This is a genomic window from Metabacillus arenae, assembly GCF_014773385.1.
GTDB classification, from domain to species: domain Bacteria; phylum Bacillota; class Bacilli; order Bacillales; family Bacillaceae; genus Metabacillus_D; species Metabacillus_D arenae.
This window is the reverse complement of record NZ_JACXAI010000005.1, coordinates 68,996-88,605: the sequence shown is the minus strand read 5'-3', so window position 1 is coordinate 88,605 and position 19,610 is coordinate 68,996. Positions and strand designations below refer to the sequence as shown.

16 protein-coding genes are annotated in these 19,610 nt (G+C 38.4%); 11 read left to right on the top strand and 5 right to left on the bottom strand.

All coding sequences use genetic code 11. The features are described from left to right. Positions 1-45: 45 nt before the first annotated feature. From galT to qoxD, 5 genes are all read left to right on the top strand, one after another. Positions 46-1,560 carry a UDP-glucose--hexose-1-phosphate uridylyltransferase gene (gene galT, locus IC621_RS05890; protein ID WP_191156689.1) on the top strand — a complete coding sequence of 505 codons (1,515 nt, stop codon included), beginning with the start codon at positions 46-48 and terminating at the stop codon, positions 1,558-1,560. An 848-nt stretch (positions 1,561-2,408) separates the two neighbouring features. After that, positions 2,409-3,386 (top strand): cytochrome aa3 quinol oxidase subunit II, encoded by a 978-nt coding sequence (gene qoxA / locus IC621_RS05885; protein ID WP_318153009.1) that lies wholly within the window; start codon positions 2,409-2,411, stop codon positions 3,384-3,386. A 17-nt stretch (positions 3,387-3,403) separates the two neighbouring features. Beyond that, complete coding sequence (gene qoxB, locus IC621_RS05880; RefSeq protein ID WP_224752339.1) at positions 3,404-5,359, top strand: cytochrome aa3 quinol oxidase subunit I; 1,956 nt, start codon at positions 3,404-3,406, stop codon at positions 5,357-5,359. Between the two features lie 4 nt (positions 5,360-5,363). Beyond that, on the top strand, positions 5,364-5,975 hold the full coding sequence (gene qoxC, locus IC621_RS05875; protein ID WP_191156687.1) for a cytochrome aa3 quinol oxidase subunit III: 612 nt from the start codon (positions 5,364-5,366) through the stop codon (positions 5,973-5,975). A 1-nt stretch (position 5,976) separates the two neighbouring features. Further along, the gene (qoxD, locus tag IC621_RS05870; RefSeq protein WP_191156685.1) at positions 5,977-6,306 is read left to right on the top strand and encodes a cytochrome aa3 quinol oxidase subunit IV; all 330 of its coding nucleotides are present in this window, start codon (positions 5,977-5,979) and stop codon (positions 6,304-6,306) included. A gap of 27 nt (positions 6,307-6,333) precedes the next feature. Here qoxD and IC621_RS05865 read toward each other — a convergent pair whose 3' ends face one another. Further along, the gene (locus IC621_RS05865; protein WP_191156683.1) at positions 6,334-6,615 is read right to left on the bottom strand and encodes a spore morphogenesis/germination protein YwcE; all 282 of its coding nucleotides are present in this window, start codon (positions 6,613-6,615) and stop codon (positions 6,334-6,336) included. A 160-nt stretch (positions 6,616-6,775) separates the two neighbouring features. Here IC621_RS05865 and IC621_RS05860 point away from each other — a divergent pair, with 160 nt between their 5' ends. The 4 genes from IC621_RS05860 (at position 6,776) to IC621_RS05845 (ending at position 10,317) form a co-directional block, all read left to right on the top strand. Next, complete coding sequence (locus tag IC621_RS05860) at positions 6,776-7,243, top strand: SRPBCC family protein (protein WP_191156681.1); 468 nt, start codon at positions 6,776-6,778, stop codon at positions 7,241-7,243. A 365-nt stretch (positions 7,244-7,608) separates the two neighbouring features. Further along, entirely contained in the window at positions 7,609-8,532 is a 924-nt protein-coding gene (locus IC621_RS05855) for a hypothetical protein (RefSeq protein ID WP_191156679.1), read from the top strand. Positions 8,533-8,551: 19 nt separating this feature from the next. Next, positions 8,552-9,727 carry a GNAT family N-acetyltransferase gene (locus IC621_RS05850; RefSeq protein WP_191156677.1) on the top strand — a complete coding sequence of 392 codons (1,176 nt, stop codon included), beginning with the start codon at positions 8,552-8,554 and terminating at the stop codon, positions 9,725-9,727. Between the two features lie 344 nt (positions 9,728-10,071). After that, entirely contained in the window at positions 10,072-10,317 is a 246-nt protein-coding gene (locus tag IC621_RS05845; RefSeq protein ID WP_191156676.1) for a DUF2164 domain-containing protein, read from the top strand. Positions 10,318-10,540: 223 nt separating this feature from the next. Here IC621_RS05845 and IC621_RS05840 read toward each other — a convergent pair whose 3' ends face one another. Both IC621_RS05840 and IC621_RS05835 read right to left on the bottom strand, forming a co-directional pair. After that, the gene (locus IC621_RS05840) at positions 10,541-11,860 is read right to left on the bottom strand and encodes a YjiH family protein (protein WP_224752351.1); all 1,320 of its coding nucleotides are present in this window, start codon (positions 11,858-11,860) and stop codon (positions 10,541-10,543) included. Between the two features lie 265 nt (positions 11,861-12,125). After that, positions 12,126-13,301, bottom strand: coding sequence for an amidohydrolase (locus tag IC621_RS05835; RefSeq protein WP_318153008.1), 1,176 nt, complete (start codon positions 13,299-13,301; stop codon positions 12,126-12,128). Positions 13,302-13,644: 343 nt separating this feature from the next. On the opposite strand from IC621_RS05835, the gene nfsA reads away from it, so the two are divergent. Beyond that, complete coding sequence (gene nfsA / locus IC621_RS05830) at positions 13,645-14,394, top strand: oxygen-insensitive NADPH nitroreductase (RefSeq protein WP_191156674.1); 750 nt, start codon at positions 13,645-13,647, stop codon at positions 14,392-14,394. 740 nt (positions 14,395-15,134) lie between these two features. Here the strand turns inward: nfsA and IC621_RS05825 are convergent. Together IC621_RS05825 and IC621_RS05820 are read right to left on the bottom strand one after the other, a co-directional pair. Then, positions 15,135-15,431: a hypothetical protein gene (locus tag IC621_RS05825; RefSeq protein ID WP_191156673.1), complete on the bottom strand. Its 297-nt coding sequence runs from the start codon at positions 15,429-15,431 to the stop codon at positions 15,135-15,137. A gap of 166 nt (positions 15,432-15,597) precedes the next feature. Further along, a complete protein-coding gene (locus tag IC621_RS05820) occupies positions 15,598-18,021 on the bottom strand; it encodes a S8 family peptidase (protein ID WP_191156671.1) in 2,424 nt (807 codons plus the stop codon). A 689-nt stretch (positions 18,022-18,710) separates the two neighbouring features. On the opposite strand from IC621_RS05820, the gene IC621_RS05815 reads away from it, so the two are divergent. Further along, positions 18,711-19,592, top strand: coding sequence for an ABC transporter permease (locus IC621_RS05815; RefSeq protein ID WP_191156894.1), 882 nt, complete (start codon positions 18,711-18,713; stop codon positions 19,590-19,592). The last annotated feature ends 18 nt before the right edge of the window (positions 19,593-19,610 follow it).

Sequence of the window (19,610 nt, the reverse complement as noted above, 5' to 3'; positions counted from 1 at the left end):
ATAACCTGTTAATTGGATTTATTTAGGTTGGGAGAGGTGAGGAAAATGTTAAAGAAGATCAGTACACAAATTGAACGGCTTTTGCAGTATGGGATGCAAAAAGAGTTAATCATGGAATGGGACATCGATTTAACTCGCAATAAGCTGATGGAAATATTGAATTTAGACGACTTTTATCCAATACAAGTGCCGCAAGAAAGGTTAGATACACCTGTCGAAATTTTGGAAGAAATTCTGGATTGGGCAGCAGAAAACGACCTTTTGGAAGAGAACACCGTCACATACCGTGATCTTTTGGACACAAAGCTAATGGCATGCTTTGTTCCTTCTCAAACGGAAATGATACGGTGGTTTGACACTTTGAAAAAAACGAATGGAGCAGAAGCGGCTACAAAAGCATTTTATGATTACTCAAAGGGTGTTCATTATATTCGCACAGACCGAATTGCCAAAAATCAACATTGGTACTCACAAACTCTTTATGGATTAATGGAAATTACGATCAATCTCTCAAAACCCGAAAAGGATCCAAAGGCTATTGCAGCAGCAAAAAATTTAAAGCAGGCAAACTATCCAAACTGTCTGTTATGTAAAGAAAATGTTGGATATCGGGGACGAGTCAATCATCCTGCCAGACAAAACCATCGTATCATCCCTGTTACATTAAAAGAAGAGCAGTGGTTCCTGCAATTTTCTCCTTACGTCTATTACAACGAGCATTGTATTGTCTTAAAAGGGAAGCATGAACCAATGAGTATTACAAAAGAGACATTTGAGCGACTTCTGGATTTTGTAGAGCAGTATCCTCATTATTTTCTCGGGTCAAATGCTGACTTACCGATCGTTGGAGGTTCTATCCTAAGCCATGATCATTTTCAAGGGGGAAATCACGAGTTTCCAATGGCTAAAGCGGGAATTGAACAATCATTTGAGTTATCCAATTTCCCTAAGGTCTCTGCTGGTATAGTAAAATGGCCGATGTCAGTCATCCGCCTGCAGAGTCATGATAAACAAGAGGTTTTGCATGCAGCAGATTATATATTAAATGCATGGAGAGCTTACAGTGATCAAAGGATAGGTGTTTTTGCATTTACGGGTGAAACACCGCATAATACGATCACACCAATTGCTAGAATGAGAGAGAGGGTATTTGAGCTTGATCTTGTTTTAAGAAACAATCGAACAAGTGAAGAGCATCCACTCGGTATTTTCCATCCTCATCAAGAGGTTCACCATATTAAAAAAGAGAATATCGGTTTAATCGAAGTAATGGGACTCGCTGTATTGCCGGGCCGTTTAATAGAGGAAATGAATCTAGTGGCAAAAGCTCTCGTTTCACAAGATTTTGAAAAGCAAATGGAAGACAACCAAGAAATTACAAAGCATCTTGACTGGGCAAGAAAAATAAAAGATTCTCATCAACTAACACCAGAAAATAGTTTAAATGTATTGAAAGAAGAAATGGGTAACGTATTTGCCGAGATATTGGGGCATGCAGGAGTGTTTAAACAAGATGAAGAAGGCCAAGGCGCGTTTAGAGACTTTATGATGACCTTGTAAATTCTTCGACAGCTGAGGTTATATTTTTTCTGACATGTTTCACGTGAAACATGTCTGTTTTTGTATGGTAAAAAGTTTAAAATGATTCTGGTATTAATGTGTAAAGAGAGGTATTGTTGTTCAGCTGCAACGCCTACCCCGTCTGAGGTCACAAGCCAATTTAAAAAGAAAGGAAAAAAACATTTTTTCATATTTGGGAAAAGTTCCATAGAAGCAAAAATAGTAACTAACTGAATGATTAAAACAGTCTTTTTTAGCACTCCTCTAGTAACCCTGCATTAAAGATTTTCAGTTTCCTCTTCTCAAGGGAAGTAGATAACAGAGCCTTATCGGTTTCACTATTTGTTCAAATTACGAGAAAATATATGCCGAAGCATATGAATTATTAAATAACCTCGCAATAATTCTAAAAATTATTACATTTATTATTAATAATCTTGCAATTACATTTCTTAGGTCTCCTATTTTTGGTTTTCCCATTGCGATTACCACATCAACAAATTGGGAAAAACCCGAAAATATTACATGTAAATGCTATTTCTTCCTGAAAACACATTCATTTACATAGTTATGAACACTTTTTGAACTAATTTTGTCGAAGTCGTGACATTTGGGTGAAAAAGTCATGACAATTAAAGAACAACGGTCCCGAGTCGCTTTATCTTTGATAGGATGTGGTATAGGAAAAGGGTGAAAACTGCGTTAAATCAGCTTTGATATCAACATTGAATGAAGCAAATTTTTAATTTTTTAGAGCTGATTCGGTATATCCCCTATGCAAAAGAAATATGACGAATAAACCCCGTCATTACTTTACAATTAAAACTTCGGGAAGGACGGTGATCCTCTTGTTCAAATGGTATAAACCTTTTATGCTGCTGGTAATGATGACTTCTGTTTTCATTCTAGGAGGCTGCAGTGAGCTAGTTGTATTGGATCCAAAAGGGCCTGTTGCTGCACAGCAACGTGATCTTATTCTTCTATCAATATGGGCCATGCTGTTTATCATAATTGTTGTATTCGTTTTGTTCACGATTGTCGTTGTGAAATACCGTGAACGGAAAGAAAACAAGGACTATGAGCCTCCTGAAATGGAAGGCAGTACAAAGCTCGAAATAATTTGGACTGTGATTCCGATCTTAATTGTCATCGGATTATCAATTCCGACTGTACAGACAATTTATTCATTAGAAGAAGCTCCAAAATCTTCTAATGACAAGGAACCACTCGTTATTCATGCAACCTCCGTAAACTGGAAATGGGTGTTCAGCTACCCTGAAGAAGGAATTGAAACAGTAAATTATCTTCACATTCCAGAAGATCGCGCAGTGTTGTTCCGTTTAACATCAGCTGATTCGATGGCAGCTTTTTGGGTTCCGCAGCTAGGCGGTCAGAAATATAATATGGCCGGTATGGAAACAAAGCTGTATTTACAAGCGGATGAGCCGGGAACCTATCAGGGCCGTAATGCGAACTTCACTGGTGAAGGGTTCTCAAATCATCGCTTTGATGTGATTGCGCAAACGGAAGGTGAATTTGAAGATTGGGTGGAAGAAACGCAAGGTTCTGCACCTAAGCTTACAGAAGAACAATACGAAAAACTTATGCTTCCCGGTGAAGCCAAAGAGATGGAATTCTCCTCAACACATTTAGAATTTGTCAACCATGCTGAGGATGCAGAATATGCAATAAAAGTTCGTGAAAAGTATGGTGTAACATCAGATCCTCATGGAAAAAAAGAGGACCAGAAAAACGAGACAGAGAACGATTCGGACAATCATGAAAACCATGAAGAGGCATCACATTCTGAATCACACTCTCATTAAGAAGGGAGGATCAACTATTGTTTGATTTTATAAAAGACAATCTCATTCTCGACGACCCGCTTATTATGGGTGCCAATATATCGATTGCCTTAACGTCAGTAGCTATTGTATTTATTCTTACCTATTTCAAAAAGTGGAAATGGCTTTGGACTGAATGGTTAACAACTGTTGACCATAAAAAATTAGGTATTATGTACATTATTGCGGCAATATTGATGCTCTTCCGTGGAGGAGTAGATGCCATGTTAATGAGGGCACAGCTCACATTGCCTGAAACTGAATTTCTAAATTCCCAGCACTACAATGAAATCTTCACGACACACGGTACTATTATGATCATATTCATGGCAATGCCATTTTTGATTGGTTTAATGAACGTTGTCGTACCGTTGCAAATCGGTGCTCGTGACGTAGCGTTCCCGTACTTGAATGCGCTAAGCTTCTGGACATTTTTCATTGGAGCTATGCTGTTTAACATTTCTTTCGTGTTTGGCGGATCGCCGTCAGCAGGGTGGACAGCTTATATGCCGCTTGCTGGGCCAGAACTAAGTCCTGATGTCGGTCAAAACTATTATCTATTAGGATTGCAAATTTCCGGTATTGGTACGCTCTTAACCGGAATCAACTTTGCAGTAACGATTCTGCGTATGCGTGCGCCGGGTATGACATTAATGAGGATGCCAATGTTTACTTGGACATCTTTCATTACGGCTGCCATTATTATCTTTGCATTCCCGGTTTTAACAGTTGCTCTTGCTTTAATGACATTTGATCGTCTGTTTGGTACACATTTCTTTACATTAGCAGACGGCGGTATGCCGATGCTTTGGGCCAACCTTTTCTGGATTTGGGGCCATCCTGAAGTTTATATTGTTATTTTACCTGCATTTGGTATTTTCTCTGAGATTATAGCAACATTTGCCCGTAAATCGTTATTTGGTTATAAAGCAATGGTTATTTCAATTGTAGCGATTTCAGCACTAAGCTTCGTCGTTTGGGTCCATCACTTCTTTACAATGGGCTCAGGTGCAGCGGTTAACTCGCTCTTCTCGATTACGACGATGGCCATTGCCGTTCCAACCGGAGTTAAGATCTTTAACTGGCTGTTTACCTTATATAAAGGAAAAATTAAGTTTACAGTTCCGATGCTATGGTCACTTGCTTTTATTCCGAACTTTGTTATCGGAGGGGTAACAGGAGTAATGCTGGCTATGGCAGCTGCCGATTATCAGTATCATAATACGTATTTCTTGATTGCTCACTTCCATTATGTATTAATAGCTGGTACTGTGTTTGCCTGTTTTGCAGGGTTCGTATTCTGGTATCCGAAAATGTTTGGACATAAACTGAATGAGCGTATTGGAAAGTGGAGCTTCTGGTTATTTATGATTGGTTTTAATGTTTGCTTTTTCCCATTGTACTTTGCAGGGCTTGCCGGTATGCCAAGACGTATTACTACCTATGCAGAAGCAGATGGATGGACTGGATTAAACATCATTGCTTCTATTGGGGCAGTTGGTATGGCTCTTGGATTTGTTGTATTAGTCTACAACATTTATTACAGTGCACGCTACGAAAAGCGGGAAGAAAAAGGAGACGTTTGGGAAGATGGCCGTACATTAGAGTGGGCGACTTCATCAGCCATTCCTCCACATTATAACTTCGCTCACACTCCAGAAGTAACAGGGCTTGATGCATTTTGGAGAACGAAAGAAGCGAATAAAGGGAAAGAGCCTGAAAACCAACCTTACAAACCGATTCATATGCCAAGCAACTCTGGCAGACCGATTATTATGTCTGTATTCTTTGGAATAAGCGGATTCGGCTTAGTCTTCTCTCTATGGTGGATGGCAATCCTTGGAGCAATCGGAGTTGTAGCTTGCCTAGCTTTAAGATCGTTTGAATATGATGAAGGCTATTATGTAAGTGTAGATGAAATAAAAGAAACTGAAGAAAAGTTAAAGGAGGCGTGAGAAAATGGCACATACTGAGCAAGTAGATCCTAACACGCCTTTAGAATATCAATCAGAAACTGGAAGACTGAACATTTTCGGTTTCTGGTGGTTCCTTGGGGCAGAGATTGCTTTATTCTCAACGCTTTTTGCAACCTATTTTGTTTTGATTAACAGAACATCCGGGGGGCCCTCTCCTGAAGAGCTGTTTGAAGTAAAAGGCGTTATGATTATGACCTTCTTACTTTTAACAAGTAGTTTTACATGTGGTTTAGCGATTCATGAATTACGCCGCAGAAACCAAAAAGGTGTCCTCACCTGGCTGCCGATCACATTACTTTTAGGACTAGGCTTCCTAGGATTTGAAATCTATGAATTTGTTCATTATGTTCATGAAGGAGCTAGTCTTTCAACAAGTGCTTTCTGGTCAGCATTCTTTGTTCTCGCCGGGACACACGGACTTCACGTAACACTTGGTATCGGCTGGATTACTCTTATCATGATTCAAATTTTCAAAAGAGGTTTAGTACCTGCGACAGCAGCAAAAGTGTTTATTTCAAGCTTATACTGGCACTTCCTTGATGTTGTCTGGATCTTTATCTTCACAGGTGTTTACCTCTTAAGGCTGGTGATGTAAAGTGGCACATAACAAAAGTGGAGCACAGTCACATAATCATTTCCCATGGCATCATGTCATCGGATTTGCAACATCAATCATCCTTACTTTAATTGCACTTTGGGTAGCTATGTACACTGAATTATCTTCAACGCTGAAAATTGTAACGATTTTTATCTTTGGTTTTATTCAAGCTGGCCTTCAGCTCTTCATGTTCATGCATGTTCGTGAAGGGGAGGATGGCGGATGGAACGTCATAAATATGCTATTCGCAGCTTTTATTGCGGTTGTCATTGCATTAGGGTCTTATTGGGTCATGGAGTTCGGTGTACATCTAAACCATCACCATTAAAAAAATCTGGCGATTTCGCCAGATTTTTTATTTAATAACATTTAAGTTACGCTTCAATTTTCGTTTTCGCAGGATAGGCGATGCCCATAATACAAAAGCTGCAACGTGAGCAAAAATAATGTTTCCAACAAACACCATAAACATTAGAATGTATCCAACAACACTTAAGTCAGTAGTAAGGTATATGCCGAAAAATACCCACATGAGCGCGATAAATGGTAGATGAAAAAGCGCCCAACCTCGTTTTTCGGTCCATAAGAAAAGTGGTGTTGCACTGGCAATCAATGCGTATGCAAAAAACATATCCATGGTATCATCCCCTTTATATTATGTTTACGCTTACAATCAACAATATGTGACAAAATACAAAACATTTTGTGAACATTTTGTTACAACTAGTATAACATATGTAGTTGATTTTTCCATAGTTTACCGCAATAAATTTTCTGAAAATAAGGAGAATTAACAAATGCCAGTTGTAAAAACAGAATTATTTATTTTATCTTGTCCCGAAATTTGTTTTGATTTAGCAAGAGATATTGATGTTCATCAGCAGTCAACCCGTAAAACAAACGAAAAAGCGATCTCTGGTAGAACTTCTGGTTTAATTGAATTGAATGAACAAGTGACATGGGAAGCTGTCCATTTTGGCATTCGTCAACAATTAACGGCAAAAATAACAGAGTTTGACCGGCCCCATCGTTTTGTAGATGAAATGGTAGAAGGAGCATTCAAAAGCTTCTTTCATGTACATGAGTTTATTCCAAAGGAAAATGGTACATTAATGATTGATACATTTACTTATAAATCTCCGTTTGGCATCTTAGGATCTTTTGCAGACTTTTTGTTTTTGAAAGCTTATATGGAAAAGTTTTTAACAGAAAGAAATCTCTATGTGAAGAAATTGGCCGAAGAACGGTTTGCTGGATTCTATTAAATGGTATTGATGAAGTGTTGATTGGGGCTGTCGGGTTTAAACCATCCCAAAAGGTTTTATATTTATTTGATGAATGGCATTTTTGAGATTTTGAAGACCAAATTGCAGAACAATCAGTTGAATCTTTTTAACCATACATTAAAAACCAAAAAGGAGAAGGACCGGCTCAGTATGACTATGATTGATGGTAAAGTAATTTGGGGCAGGTTTGTATAGTAAGAATAAGCAGCGAACCAAAAACGAAGGGTGATGATGAGCATCATCTTTCTCTTTTTTTGGCTTAGTTCATAATGATTAAAGGATTTTTCTTTCCTATTGCCGAAAAAGTATGTAAACCAACGATGAACCAAGGGGGATGCATATATTTGAAATTGACGATTGATCGTTTTAAACAAGCAGAAGAGTTTATAGAAGAACATGCCCGTGAATTAGAAAAAACATATTTTCGTTTTTTGTTTAAAAAGGGTTCAGAACATGATGTACTAAATGAGCTTGAGAACTTTCAAAATCAAGATGGAGGCTTTGGGCATGGGATAGAGCCGGATTTCTTTTTGCCTGATTCTTCTGTTATGGCTACGACGGTGGCTTTTCAATATTTCAGTAAGCTGAAAGTCACAAGTCAGGAGCCGTTAGTTCAACATGGGATTAACTATTTATTATTGCAATATAAGGATAAAGAAAAAAGATGGCCTTCTGTTCCACCTGAAGTAAACCAATATCCCCATGCGCCTTGGTGGCACTTCAATGAAGAAGGTAATGGAAATGACGTCGAACAATTTTGGGGGAACCCGAGCGCAGAAGTAATCTCCTATTTATATGAGTATGAAAAGCTTGTTGCAAAGGAATTTTTAGTAGAGCGAATTAACGATGCATTAGAAAGAATCGCAAATACCAAGCACATTGAATTCCATGAAGCTATGTGTTATTTGCGACTCGCTGACGTTTTAGAAGAGGAAAAAGCAAAAAGAATCTTTTCAAAAATTGGGGAACATCTCCATGAAATCATTGATTGGGATGAGGAAAGCTGGAAAGGGTATGGTTGTCAGCCTTATCATTTAATTGATTCGAAAGTTTCACCTTATTATGAAGAAAACAAGGAGAAGGTAGACAAGAGCTTAGATTTCCTTATTCAATCTCAGCATAAAGATGGATACTGGGAGCCGAATTGGTCACGGGAGTTTGAGGGAGATGATCAGGCATGGAAGAAAGCAAAAACTGAGTGGAGAGGAATTCTGACTATAGGGCAGCTGGATCTATTAAATCGATTTGGACGGATTGACAAAAACTAGGAAGAAAGGGGAGGCAGCGATGAGAGAGATTAGAAAATTCAAAGAAGAAGAGATCGAAAAAAGCCTGGAGCTTTCTCAATTTGCTTTTCAATATTCGATACCTGCAAACGAGATCGAAAAACAAAAAGAACAAATTAAAAATCATGAAGTTATTGGAGTTTTTGATGAAAATCAACTTTGCTCCAAGCTCCACATCATTCCTTTTCAAGTGTTTTTCAAAGATAAAGTGTGTGCAATGGGAGGTATAGCTGGTGTTGCATCATGGCCTGAGTTTCGAAGACAAGGCTCAGTGAAAGATTTACTTAAATCATCGTTAGCTGCTATGAGAGAAAAAGGGCAGCTTCTTAGTTACTTGCACCCTTTTAAAATTTCATTCTATCGTAAGTTTGGGTGGGAAGTGAGTGCTTCTTTAAAAAAGTATGAAATGAAAAAGGAGGATCTTGTTGCCTTTCCAGACAGCAATGGCTTCATTAGAAGAAGGTCAAAGGATGAAGCGGTCCCTTTGTTAAATGAAATCTATGAAGATTTCGCGAAGCAGTATGTCGGCATGCTAAAGAGAGATTCTAGCTGGTGGGCAAACTCTGTACTATCAGAAGGCTGCCATGCTGCATTTTATTTTGACGAAGAAAAAAGTCCAAAAGGGTACTTGTTATATAAGGTAAGTGAAAGAAAAATGAATGTGAAAGAGTTTGTTTGCTTTGACGGAAAAGCACGGTCAGAATTATGGAATTTTATCTGTCAGCATGATTCGATGATTCAATCCTTAACAATGGTTGTGACGGAAGATGATCAGCTGCCCTTTTTATTACATAATCCAGAGATCAAGCAAGAAATCTATCCTTTTGGAATGGTGCGAGTTGTCGATGTAGCAGGCTTTTTAGAAATAGGCTTTCTGCCGGCAGTTGATGAAGAAATCGTATTGACCATTACGGATTCTTATGCAGAATGGAACGACGCGACATTTATCTATAAAAATGGTAAAGTTGAAAAGGTTTTGAACTACGTTCCTCTTTCTAAAGAACGCGAACAGAAACAGCTTATAATGGATATTAATACGTTTTCTGTTTTGGCTGTAGGATATCGTTCACCTGCTTTTCTTTATGAAATTGGAAGAATACATGGTCGAAAGGAACACGTAGAGGCTTTGAAGCAACTAATTGACCCTGCTAATACAAGTTTGCTTGATTTCTTCTAATGAAGTTAGGTCAGGTTTTGTCGAAAAATTGATATATGGGAAATTTCGAAGATAAATCTGCCATTTTCGAAGATATAATGAAAATTTCGAAGATAATTGGTTCAATTTCGAAGATAACCTTCGTTCAATGCTGATCAAGAGTAAATGGCGTCTCTGTAATTGTATAAACATTGAGAAATCTACTAAAATGTGGTCAAAATCATGTGGAACTACCCAAAAAAAGTCCAAAGAGTGTAGATAACAAAGGCAACTGAGTGTCCACATTTTGATCTTAAATTCAATAATCATATGCTACACTAACTTGATCAGAAGGAATTTTTAGTAAGAAAGAAGGGGAAAAAACAATGGAGATTACATTGTCCAAGGAAAACAAAGCCATGATGATTGAAAGCATCCAAACATTTTTTCAAACAGAAAGAGACGAAGAGATTGGTATTATCGCAGCAGAAAGTATATTGGACTTTATGATGGACGAGCTTGGTACCCTTTTTTATAACCAAGGTGTACACGATGCCAAGACAATGGTTGAACAAAAAATCATGAATTTAGATGAAGATTTGGATTCATTAGTAAGACCCTTGAAAAGATAAGTTCCTTTCCTTTTTTGTCAACCCGAGGGAGGAAGCTATTAATTTATTGAGTGGACACATATAAACTTAAGCTGGAACGCTTGAAAATATCATTGCCCATATTGAACCGGGTTAGGTGAAGGGAATCGATAGTTTGATTAACCTAGAATAATAAAATCGAGCATAAATTCTCAGGAAACGTCAAAAAAATGCCAGGTTCCACTAAGGAGCCTGGCACCTTTTATTAAAAAATAATATGGGCTGCGATTACAATTACAGGTAAAGTAATGAATGTTCGTTCAATGAAAATAATGATTAAGTCTTTTAAACTGACAGGGATTTTCGATCCTAGCAGCAAACCGCCAACCTCTGACATATAAATAAGCTGGGTTACAGAAACGGCTGCTACAACAAAGCGAGTCATTTCACTTTCAATTCCTGCTCCTATAACAGAAGGAAGGAACATGTCCGCAAACCCGACGACAAGTGTTTGAGATGCTTCTGCAGCTTCAGGTACTTGCATGATTTCTAGTAAAGGAATAAACGGCATGCCAAGCCATTGGAAGAATGGCGTGTACTCGGCAATAATCAAAGCAAGGGTTCCTAACCCCATGACAATGGGCGCAACACCCATCCACATGTCAAGGATGTTTTTACCCCCATCTTTTAGGAAACCTTTGATTCCACTGTTTGCCCGGGCTTTTTCAGTGGCTTTTGTTAATCCCCACGAAAAAGGTGTATACCCTGCTGGGATATCTTCTGAATACTTTGTTTGCTCTTCATTGAAATAAGTATCCGGTTTTCTTGATAATGGCGGGATTCTTGGGCTAATAACAGCTGCGACAAGGCCGGCGACAAGGATTGTCAGGTAAAAAGGTACAAACATTTTGCCAAGGCCTACTTGGGAAATGACAACAAGGCTAAAAGTGATGGATACAACAGAAAATGTTGTACCGATAATAGCTGCTTCCCGTTTTGTATAAAAGCCTTCTTCATACTGTTTGCTTGTTAAAAGCACACCGATCGTTCCATCTCCAATCCAAGAAGCAAGGCAATCAATTGATGAACGGCCAGGTAATTTGAAAACCGGGCGCATAAGCTTTGTGAGAAGAGCGCCAAAAAGCTCTAGTAAGCCAAAGTTCAATAAAAGTGGTAAAAATAAGCCTGCAAACAAAAATACAGAAAAGAGAACTGGCAGTAAGCTAGTGAGTAACATGCCGCCTGTGTTTTCTGACCAAATCATTTCTGGTCCAATCTGAAACAATGCAAGGATAGCAAAAATCATTCCTAATAATCTAATAACAAACCAAAATGGGGGGACAGTAAAAAGCTGATAGAAAAATGTTCCTTCTTTTAGCGATTTCGGCTTTATGACAACTGCTGCAAAACTTCCAATAAAAGTAATGGAGATGATGAATGTCATAATCTCAGGTAAATAGTTTGCAAGCAATTCTTGCACAAATCCAGAAAGGATAGCGATCGGAATAGTAACCTCCTCATTGTAAGGGAGCGGAATCATAAATAAGATAACCCCAATAAGAGAAGGTATTAAAAACTTTATCATATCTGCTGCTTTAATTTGCTTATATGGTTTTATATATGGCTTCAACATGAAAACTCCTTATAAATTATATAATTATACAACAAAAGTAATTTTAATTCATTGAGGGAAATTGTCAATAGCTTTTTCAACATAACTTTTTTCCAAATCCTTAAAACATGAATATGTAAGCGGATTCATTTTATTTTTCTAGCAATGGAATGAATTGGGAGATGCATTCAAAATTTAGATGCATACTTCCCTCAGTTCTTCCAGAGCCATTTATCATCTAGTTTTGTGCTAAATAGTCCAAAGTGGCAGTTAATAAAACTTTTCCGGCTATAAGCATGGACTCCTCATCAATATCAAACATAGGGTGATGATGGGGATATACAGCATTTACCTTGTCATTTTTTGCACCAGTGAAAAAGAAGGTTCCAGGAACCTTTTCTAAATAATGGCTGAAGTCCTCTCCACCCATTATAGGTTCCATCGTTTTTATTTTATCGTCAGTCAATACCTTTTTTGCGCTGGCTATTAGTTGTTGTGTTTCATTTAGATGGTTGACGACAGCAGGGTAGCCTTTGTTATATTGAAATTGGTAGCCTGCATTTGCCCCTTGACAGGTTGATTGAATGATTAGCTCCATTTCGTTAATGATGAAGTCTTGAACCTCAGGATTAAAGGTTCTGACTGTTCCTTCGATGGTAGCAGAATCGGCAATAACATTGAATGCATTGCCTGCATGGAAGGATGCGACCGTCAATACAGCAGGTTCAAGAGGATTAATCCTTCTGCTGATGATTTGTTGCAGCTGGCTGACAAGAGAAGCTCCGATTGCAATAGAATCAATCGTTTCATGCGGAGAAGCCCCGTGCCCGCCTTTTCCTTGTACAGCAATTTGAAAACGATCGGCTGCTGCCATAATAGGTCCAGACCTCAAGCCAATTTCACCCACCGGAATGGTCGCCCAAATATGAGTACCGAAAATGACGTCTACATTTTCCAGACATCCGTCTTCAATCATTGGCATGGCCCCGCCAGGAGCTAATTCTTCGCCAAATTGATGAATAAACACAATATTTCCATTAAGCTCTTCTTTCTTTTCACTTAAAACTTTAGCGACTCCTAGTAAAGTAGACGTATGAGCATCATGAGCACATGCATGCATAACTCCGGGAACTTTTGACTTATAAGGAACCTCTTTTTTATCTTGAAGAGGAAGAGCATCAAAATCAGCTCGCAGGGCAACCGTCTTTCCAGGCTTGCCGCCTTCGAGATACCCAACGACTCCATTCCCTCCCACACCAGTGCGGACGGTAATACCAAGTCCTCTTAAATGCTCTGCAATTTTTGCAGGTGTATTGACCTCCTCATGTGAGAGTTCTGGATATTGATGAAAGAACCGGCGGTTTTCAACCATTTCTGGGAAAATTTCTTCTAATCGCTTCAACAAGTGATCCAAGGAAAAAACCCCTTTTCTTATAATATTTCGAATTGTTATATTATTAGGGTATATGACATCTCATAAGAAATCTACAAAAATATTATTATTTAATACTAGAAAAAATTATGTTGGAATAAATATTTTATTCTGGATAGAATATTTGTTTATTTATCGGAGAATTGATACAGTTTTTTATAAGCACTTTTCTAATTTATTGTTGATTAAAAATTAGTAAATATAGGTAGTCGATGTGTCTCGCATCCCACCCCTCACATCACGGAGAAACACCAGTAATCGAAGTAATTAACTATGTTTTAAGTCGCAAAAAGATGAAATGAACAGCTATAGGAGGAAATGATAAATGAACACTACGATTGAAACGATTCTCCGACATCGTTCGATACGGAAATTTAAGGATAAGGCTCTTACAGACGAGCAAATTGAAACCATTGTGAGAAGTGCTCAAGCTGCTTCCACATCAAGCTATATACAGGCTTACACGATTATTGGAGTGGATGATTTAGACATAAAGGCAAGGCTTGCTGAGTTAGCTGGAAATCAATCATATGTGGCGGAAAACGGGCACTTCTTTGTTTTTTGTGCAGACCTGCACCGTCATGAAGTAATCAGTGAATTGCACAGCCAAGATTTTTCTGAGTCATTAGAAAGTACAGAAAAATATATGGTAGCTGTAATTGATGCTGCTTTGGCAGCCCAAACAGCTTCTATTGCTGCGGAATCAATGGGCTTGGGGATTTGTTACATTGGAGGGATTAGGAACCAGTTGGACAAAGTAAGTGAATTGTTAAATACGCCTGACCGGGTGATTCCGCTTTTTGGCCTTGCAGTGGGTTATCCAGACCAAGAGCCTTATTTGAAGCCGAGATTACCGCTCGAAAATGTCTATCATAAGAATGGTTATCAGCAAAACGATCAGCTTTATAAAAAGCAATTAGAAGAGTACGATCAAGAAATATCAGCCTATTATCACGAAAGAACCGGAGGAAAGCGGAAGGAAACATGGACAGGCCAAATGGCAAAGATGCTATCTCTTCCTAAAAGAATGTACATGAAGGATTTCGTTGAGAAAAAAGGATTTAATAAACGGTAAAAAGCTAATTTCCCCTGTGCCTTGTTGGTACAGGGTTCTTTTAATGTCGCATGACAATATCACTCATAAGAAGGGATTCTGGAATTGAGATTGTTATTATCATAGAAGAGGAGAAATCCGCCTGGAAAGCTGGATTTCGCTCATAGTTCAGAGATCGCGCAAAGAAAAGACGGTATCGCTCATAGTAAGGGAGAGATCGCTCATAGGAGATCTGATTTCGCGCATAGAGAACTGGGTTTCGCTCATAGTCCAGAGATCGCGCAAAGAAAAAACGGTATCGCTCATAGTTCAGAGATCGCGCAAAGAAAAGACGGTATCGCTCATAGTAAGGGAGAGATCGCTCATAGGAGATCTGATTTCGCGCATAGAGAACTGGGTTTCGCTCATAGTCCAGAGATCGCGCAAAGAAAAAACGGTATCGCTCATAGTTCAGAGATCGCGCAAAGAAAGGACGGTATCGCTCATAGAAAGGGAGAGATCGCACATAGGAGATCTGATTTTGCGCATAGAAAACTGCGTTTCGCTCATAGTCCAGAGATCGCGCATCGCTAAAGGAGGTATCACCTCATAATATACCTCACTTGAAAAACAACTGGTTCCCCGTAGACCCAACCGGCTTTACCGAGCGGGTAAGAGCTGCGATTTCTGGTTGGGTGTTCCAATTGAGTGGTCAGGAAGCCGATAGAAATAGCTTCCGAATATCCACTGAGCTTCTATATATGTCATGAATGATGGCATGCTCACTTTTTCTTAGGGTATTTGTTAAAATAGCCCCGATGATTTTTTGTTAATTTTTTTGGAGGTCTTTTTTTCGATTGAAAAAACCAAATAGGAAAGGAAAGAAAAAGATATAAAATATAACAAAGGCTGAAGAGCCAGCTGAGCGGCATCGTCATCATCAAATCAACAATATCATTGGTAGCTGCACGGAACGCAAATCTGCGGCCGCGGATGAGATGCATGAAATAGAAAAGAATTGTAAATAAAATAAAACAAACTGTATAGGAAATGAGAAAAAACAGTAAGAACTTTAGCATTGAATATTTTTCCCCCGCCCTTTGTCTATAATACTTGTTCAAAAAAATAAGGGTGACCCATATTTACAAGGCTCCTCTTGGACTAGTAAACTTTCTTTCTTAGAAAGACAAAGTCCTTAGCAGCTTTGTTATGGGTACACCCTATTATATGAAACAAGCCTTCAAATTATTCTACTGTAAATGGTTCTGGTGTAAGAGCATAATCCGTTACACCTTTTTTGGTAGCACTAATATAGAAATAATATTCGCCTTTTGCAACAGGCAGACTGCCGATCTTTCCATTCCATGTAAAAGATTGTAAGCCTTTGCTGACATTTTGATGTCTGCTCGTTTCACCAACAATTTCAAAATTAGAGTTTACTAGATAAAGAACAACATCCTCTGCTCCACCTGGGAAATAGGCCTCAATATTAAAGTTATTGTTCCCTGCCGGTGTCACGTAAGGGCTTGTCACACGAGGGTAATCAGGCTCTTGGACAAACAGGATTGTCGGAACCTCTGTCACTACTTTTTTCCCGTCTTTTAAAACAATCGTACCTTCATAATATCCAGGTGTTAGTTTAGAAGCGTCTACTTGTACGCGTAAATTGACCTTTTTAGAAGACTTAGCATTTATTTTGACATTTTTGCTGGTCTTTACTTTAATGCCGCGCTTTGCGTTTTCACCTTTAAATTGTACATCAACCGTATATTTCTTCTTTTGATTTGATAAATTTTTCACTTGAAAATGTTGTTTTTCTGTTTGCTTCCCTTTCTTTTTAGAAAAGACACCAAAGGAATGGCTTCCAGGTGCTACTAATGTATCAACATTAATAGCATCAGGAACGCGGATGCTTCCTGCACCTTGTGTATTGAGAGGATAAAGGTTACCATCCGGATCTTTTAGATTGTGGGCTGTGTTCATTAAAGCAGCCTTAACATCCTCAACACTCCATTTTGGATTGGCTTCCAGTAATAGTGCAGCAGTACCTGCTACATGTGGAGAGGCCATACTTGTTCCTTGATAGGAAGCATACCCATGTGGGTTAGCAGCATCATGTGTTGGTACGGTACTGACAATATTCACTCCAGGAGCAGAAACATCAGGCTTAATCATCCATGTATCAACAACAGGACCTCTTGACGAAAAATCTGCCATTGTTTCATTTATTGTTTTTACAAATGCAAATTTAAATGTTGTCTTATTGTCGCCAGCTTCAATGGCACGGGCCAGCCTTCGTCCATCTTCATTTGAGAGCTTTACTGTAGGTACTTCCATACCTGGTATTTCAAATTCAAATTCACCAGGTATATTATTATAAATAACTGCTCCAATTGCACCAGCATTTTTTGCATTAGTCGCTTTATCAACAAATGGGATACCCCCGCGGCTTATAACAGCTACTTTTCCATCCACATTAATTCCTTCAAAATCAGCGGGTTGTCCTAAACCTGCATTTACAAGCTCAACTTCTTTTCCGCTTAAATCTAAAAGCTCTTGATCATCCGCAAAGCCCATAACTTTGGCAGATTCATAGCCGGCAAATTTTGCAGAGTACACATTGTAAGGTAATTGAGTCGCCCCTACTGAGATAGCTTCACGGGAAGTCCCGGGAGAACCCACTGTCCAGTTTTCAGGACCGCTGTTCCCATTCGAAGTAACAGCAACAACTCCTTCAGCCATCGCCCAATCAAGGGCTATACTTGTTGCCCAGTCTGGACTGTTTAGAGTATTTCCTAGTGATAGATTCATAACGTCAGCACCATCTTGAACTGCACGCTCAATTGCGGCAACAACATCTTCGGTTGTACCTGAGCCGCCAGGACCAAGAACACGGTAAGCCAGCAATGTCGCTTCAGGAGCAATTCCTTTAATATAACCATTTGCTGCTACTGTACCAGAAACATGAGTGCCATGAGCTGTTTCTTCCCCGCGCGGGTCGCCTTTTGGTGTCTCTTGCGGTTCATTATCATCATCTACAAAGTCATACCCCTTGTAGTCACCAAAGCTTCCAGCTAAGTCAGGGTGTGTATAGTCTGCTCCAGTGTCAATAACAGCCACCTTTATTCCTTCACCTTTATATCCGGTTTCCCAAGCTCTGTTTGCGCCAATATATGGAGCACTTTTAAGCATTTGCGGGCTATATTCTTCTGTAGATAAAACTCTTTCTTTTCCTTCAACATGATCTGTTTGATATTCAATATTTGGATAGACCGCTTTAACTTCCTCTAAGGTTAATAGCTTTGGAACCTCGCTCGCCGGAAGCTCAACGGAAAAGCCTGAGAAAACATATTCATATTCGCGGTTAATTTTAGCGTTTTTTACTGCCTTTTTTGTTTTTGCCTTGGCTGAATCACGTGCTTTTTTCAGATTTCCTTTGCTTTGGGAGATTCCTGCTTGTTTTGCTTCAACAATTGATTCTTCCTTAAGCTCTACAATAACAGTTGTCGATTTTTTGGAGGAAAGATTTATATCCCCGTACACCTTTGCTAATTCACGTTGTTCAGTTGATTTCTGTGTTGCTGCAGCATCTGCTCCTAAGGAAAAACTTGAAAGAGACAGGGCTAATGCGGTAGTGTACACAAATGATTTAAAGATCCCTTTTTTCAATGAAACTCCCCCTTGATTTAAGAAAATAAAAGCAAGTGCTTTTTTAAAATATTTTTTTCAAAACATTTATAAGATTCAGTAAAAATGGCAAAAATTCCTTGAAACCTTTTACCTGTTTTAGTACAGGACTAATGGCAGGGGTGGTTGTTGTAGCTCTAAAGTTATACACATTACCTGTGTACAGAAAAAAGTTGTTTATAGATATAGTAGGGAACAAATGTACCCACACAAAATGTGGATAGAAAATGTGGATATGTTGATAACTTCTGTGGAAAACCTGTTCGTAATTTAAAAAGTTCATGTGAATATCTAAAAATTGCTAATAAATAGTGTAATTAACGACATGATTGTGGATAACCCATTGTATTTATACTTTTTATTTAGGGGATAAAGGGAGGTAAAATATTCAAAAGTATAAACAAATGAAGAAAGTTATTTCAATAAAAATGAATAACATCTCCTTTATACTTTTGGAAGTGGTTTCATATTTTTATGAAAGCGATAACATTTTTTTGTGAAAGCGGTTGACATATGAAAGCGGTTGACATATTATAAGAAAAAAATCCTGTTTTATAGTTTTATATTTTAAAAAAATACAATTTTGAAAGGAGATTGCTGTGGAAAATACAACAGTTCTGGAAAAAGGTGTTGAAAAGGGAAAAGAAAGAAACAAAATTTTGGAATATATTATGAGGAATTTTTCACTTTATCTTTTTCTAGCCCCTGCAGTCATTTTAACAATTATTTTCAAATACGTTCCGATGTATGGTTCTATCATTGCTTTCAAAGATTTCAGTCCCATGAAAGGTATCCTAGGAAGTAATTGGGTAGGTTTTGAGCATTTCATTCGCTTTTTATCCTCTCCAAATTTTTATGAGATTTTTATGAATACGCTTAAATTAAGTTTTTACGGTTTGATTTTAGGGTTTCCCGTTCCAATCATTTTAGCCCTTATGCTAAATCAAGTAAGAAGAAAATCCATTAAAAAAAATATGCAGCTTATATTGTATGCACCAAATTTTATATCTGTTGTTGTTATAACGGGAATGCTTTTTATATTCCTTTCACCTAATGGTGCCGTCAATTCAATATTGGGATTTTTTATGAACAAACCAATTTCTTTCATGACTGAGCCTGAATACTTTATGTCTGTTTATATTATTTCAGGAATTTGGCAAGGGGCTGGCTGGGCGTCCATTATTTATATTGCAGCGCTAGCAAATGTGGATCCCTCCTTACATGAAGCTGCAACAATAGATGGAGCTTCTCTTCTCAGGAGAATCTGGCATATCGATCTTCCAGCGCTCAAACCTGTTATGGCTGTCTTATTTATTCTTGCGGCCGGCGGAATTATGGCCATAGGGTTTGAAAAAGCTTATTTAATGCAAACCACAATGAATATTACAGCTTCCGAGATTATCCCAACTTATGTTTATAAAATAGGCTTACAAGCTGGGGATTATGCTTATTCAACAGCAATAGGACTTTTCAACTCTGTAATCAATGTCATTATGCTGGTAATTGTAAATGTAATTGTTAAGCGTCTAAATGAAGGTGAAGGCCTGTATTAAAGAAGGAAAGGGGGATTA

Excerpts from the sequence above, each read along its gene's own strand:
- IC621_RS05840 (WP_224752351.1), bottom strand. The coding sequence starts at position 11,860 with ATGATAAAGTTTTTAATACCTTCTCTTATTGGGGTTATCTTATTTATG.
- IC621_RS05865 (WP_191156683.1), bottom strand. The coding sequence starts at position 6,615 with ATGGATATGTTTTTTGCATACGCATTGATTGCCAGTGCAACACCACTT.
- IC621_RS05825 (WP_191156673.1), bottom strand. The coding sequence starts at position 15,431 with ATGCTAAAGTTCTTACTGTTTTTTCTCATTTCCTATACAGTTTGTTTT.
- nfsA (WP_191156674.1), top strand. The coding sequence starts at position 13,645 with ATGAACACTACGATTGAAACGATTCTCCGACATCGTTCGATACGGAAA.
- IC621_RS05850 (WP_191156677.1), top strand. The coding sequence starts at position 8,552 with ATGAGAGAGATTAGAAAATTCAAAGAAGAAGAGATCGAAAAAAGCCTG.
- IC621_RS05845 (WP_191156676.1), top strand. The coding sequence starts at position 10,072 with ATGGAGATTACATTGTCCAAGGAAAACAAAGCCATGATGATTGAAAGC.
- IC621_RS05815 (WP_191156894.1), top strand. The coding sequence starts at position 18,711 with ATGAGGAATTTTTCACTTTATCTTTTTCTAGCCCCTGCAGTCATTTTA.
- IC621_RS05860 (WP_191156681.1), top strand. The coding sequence starts at position 6,776 with ATGCCAGTTGTAAAAACAGAATTATTTATTTTATCTTGTCCCGAAATT.
- qoxC (WP_191156687.1), top strand. The coding sequence starts at position 5,364 with ATGGCACATACTGAGCAAGTAGATCCTAACACGCCTTTAGAATATCAA.
- galT (WP_191156689.1), top strand. The coding sequence starts at position 46 with ATGTTAAAGAAGATCAGTACACAAATTGAACGGCTTTTGCAGTATGGG.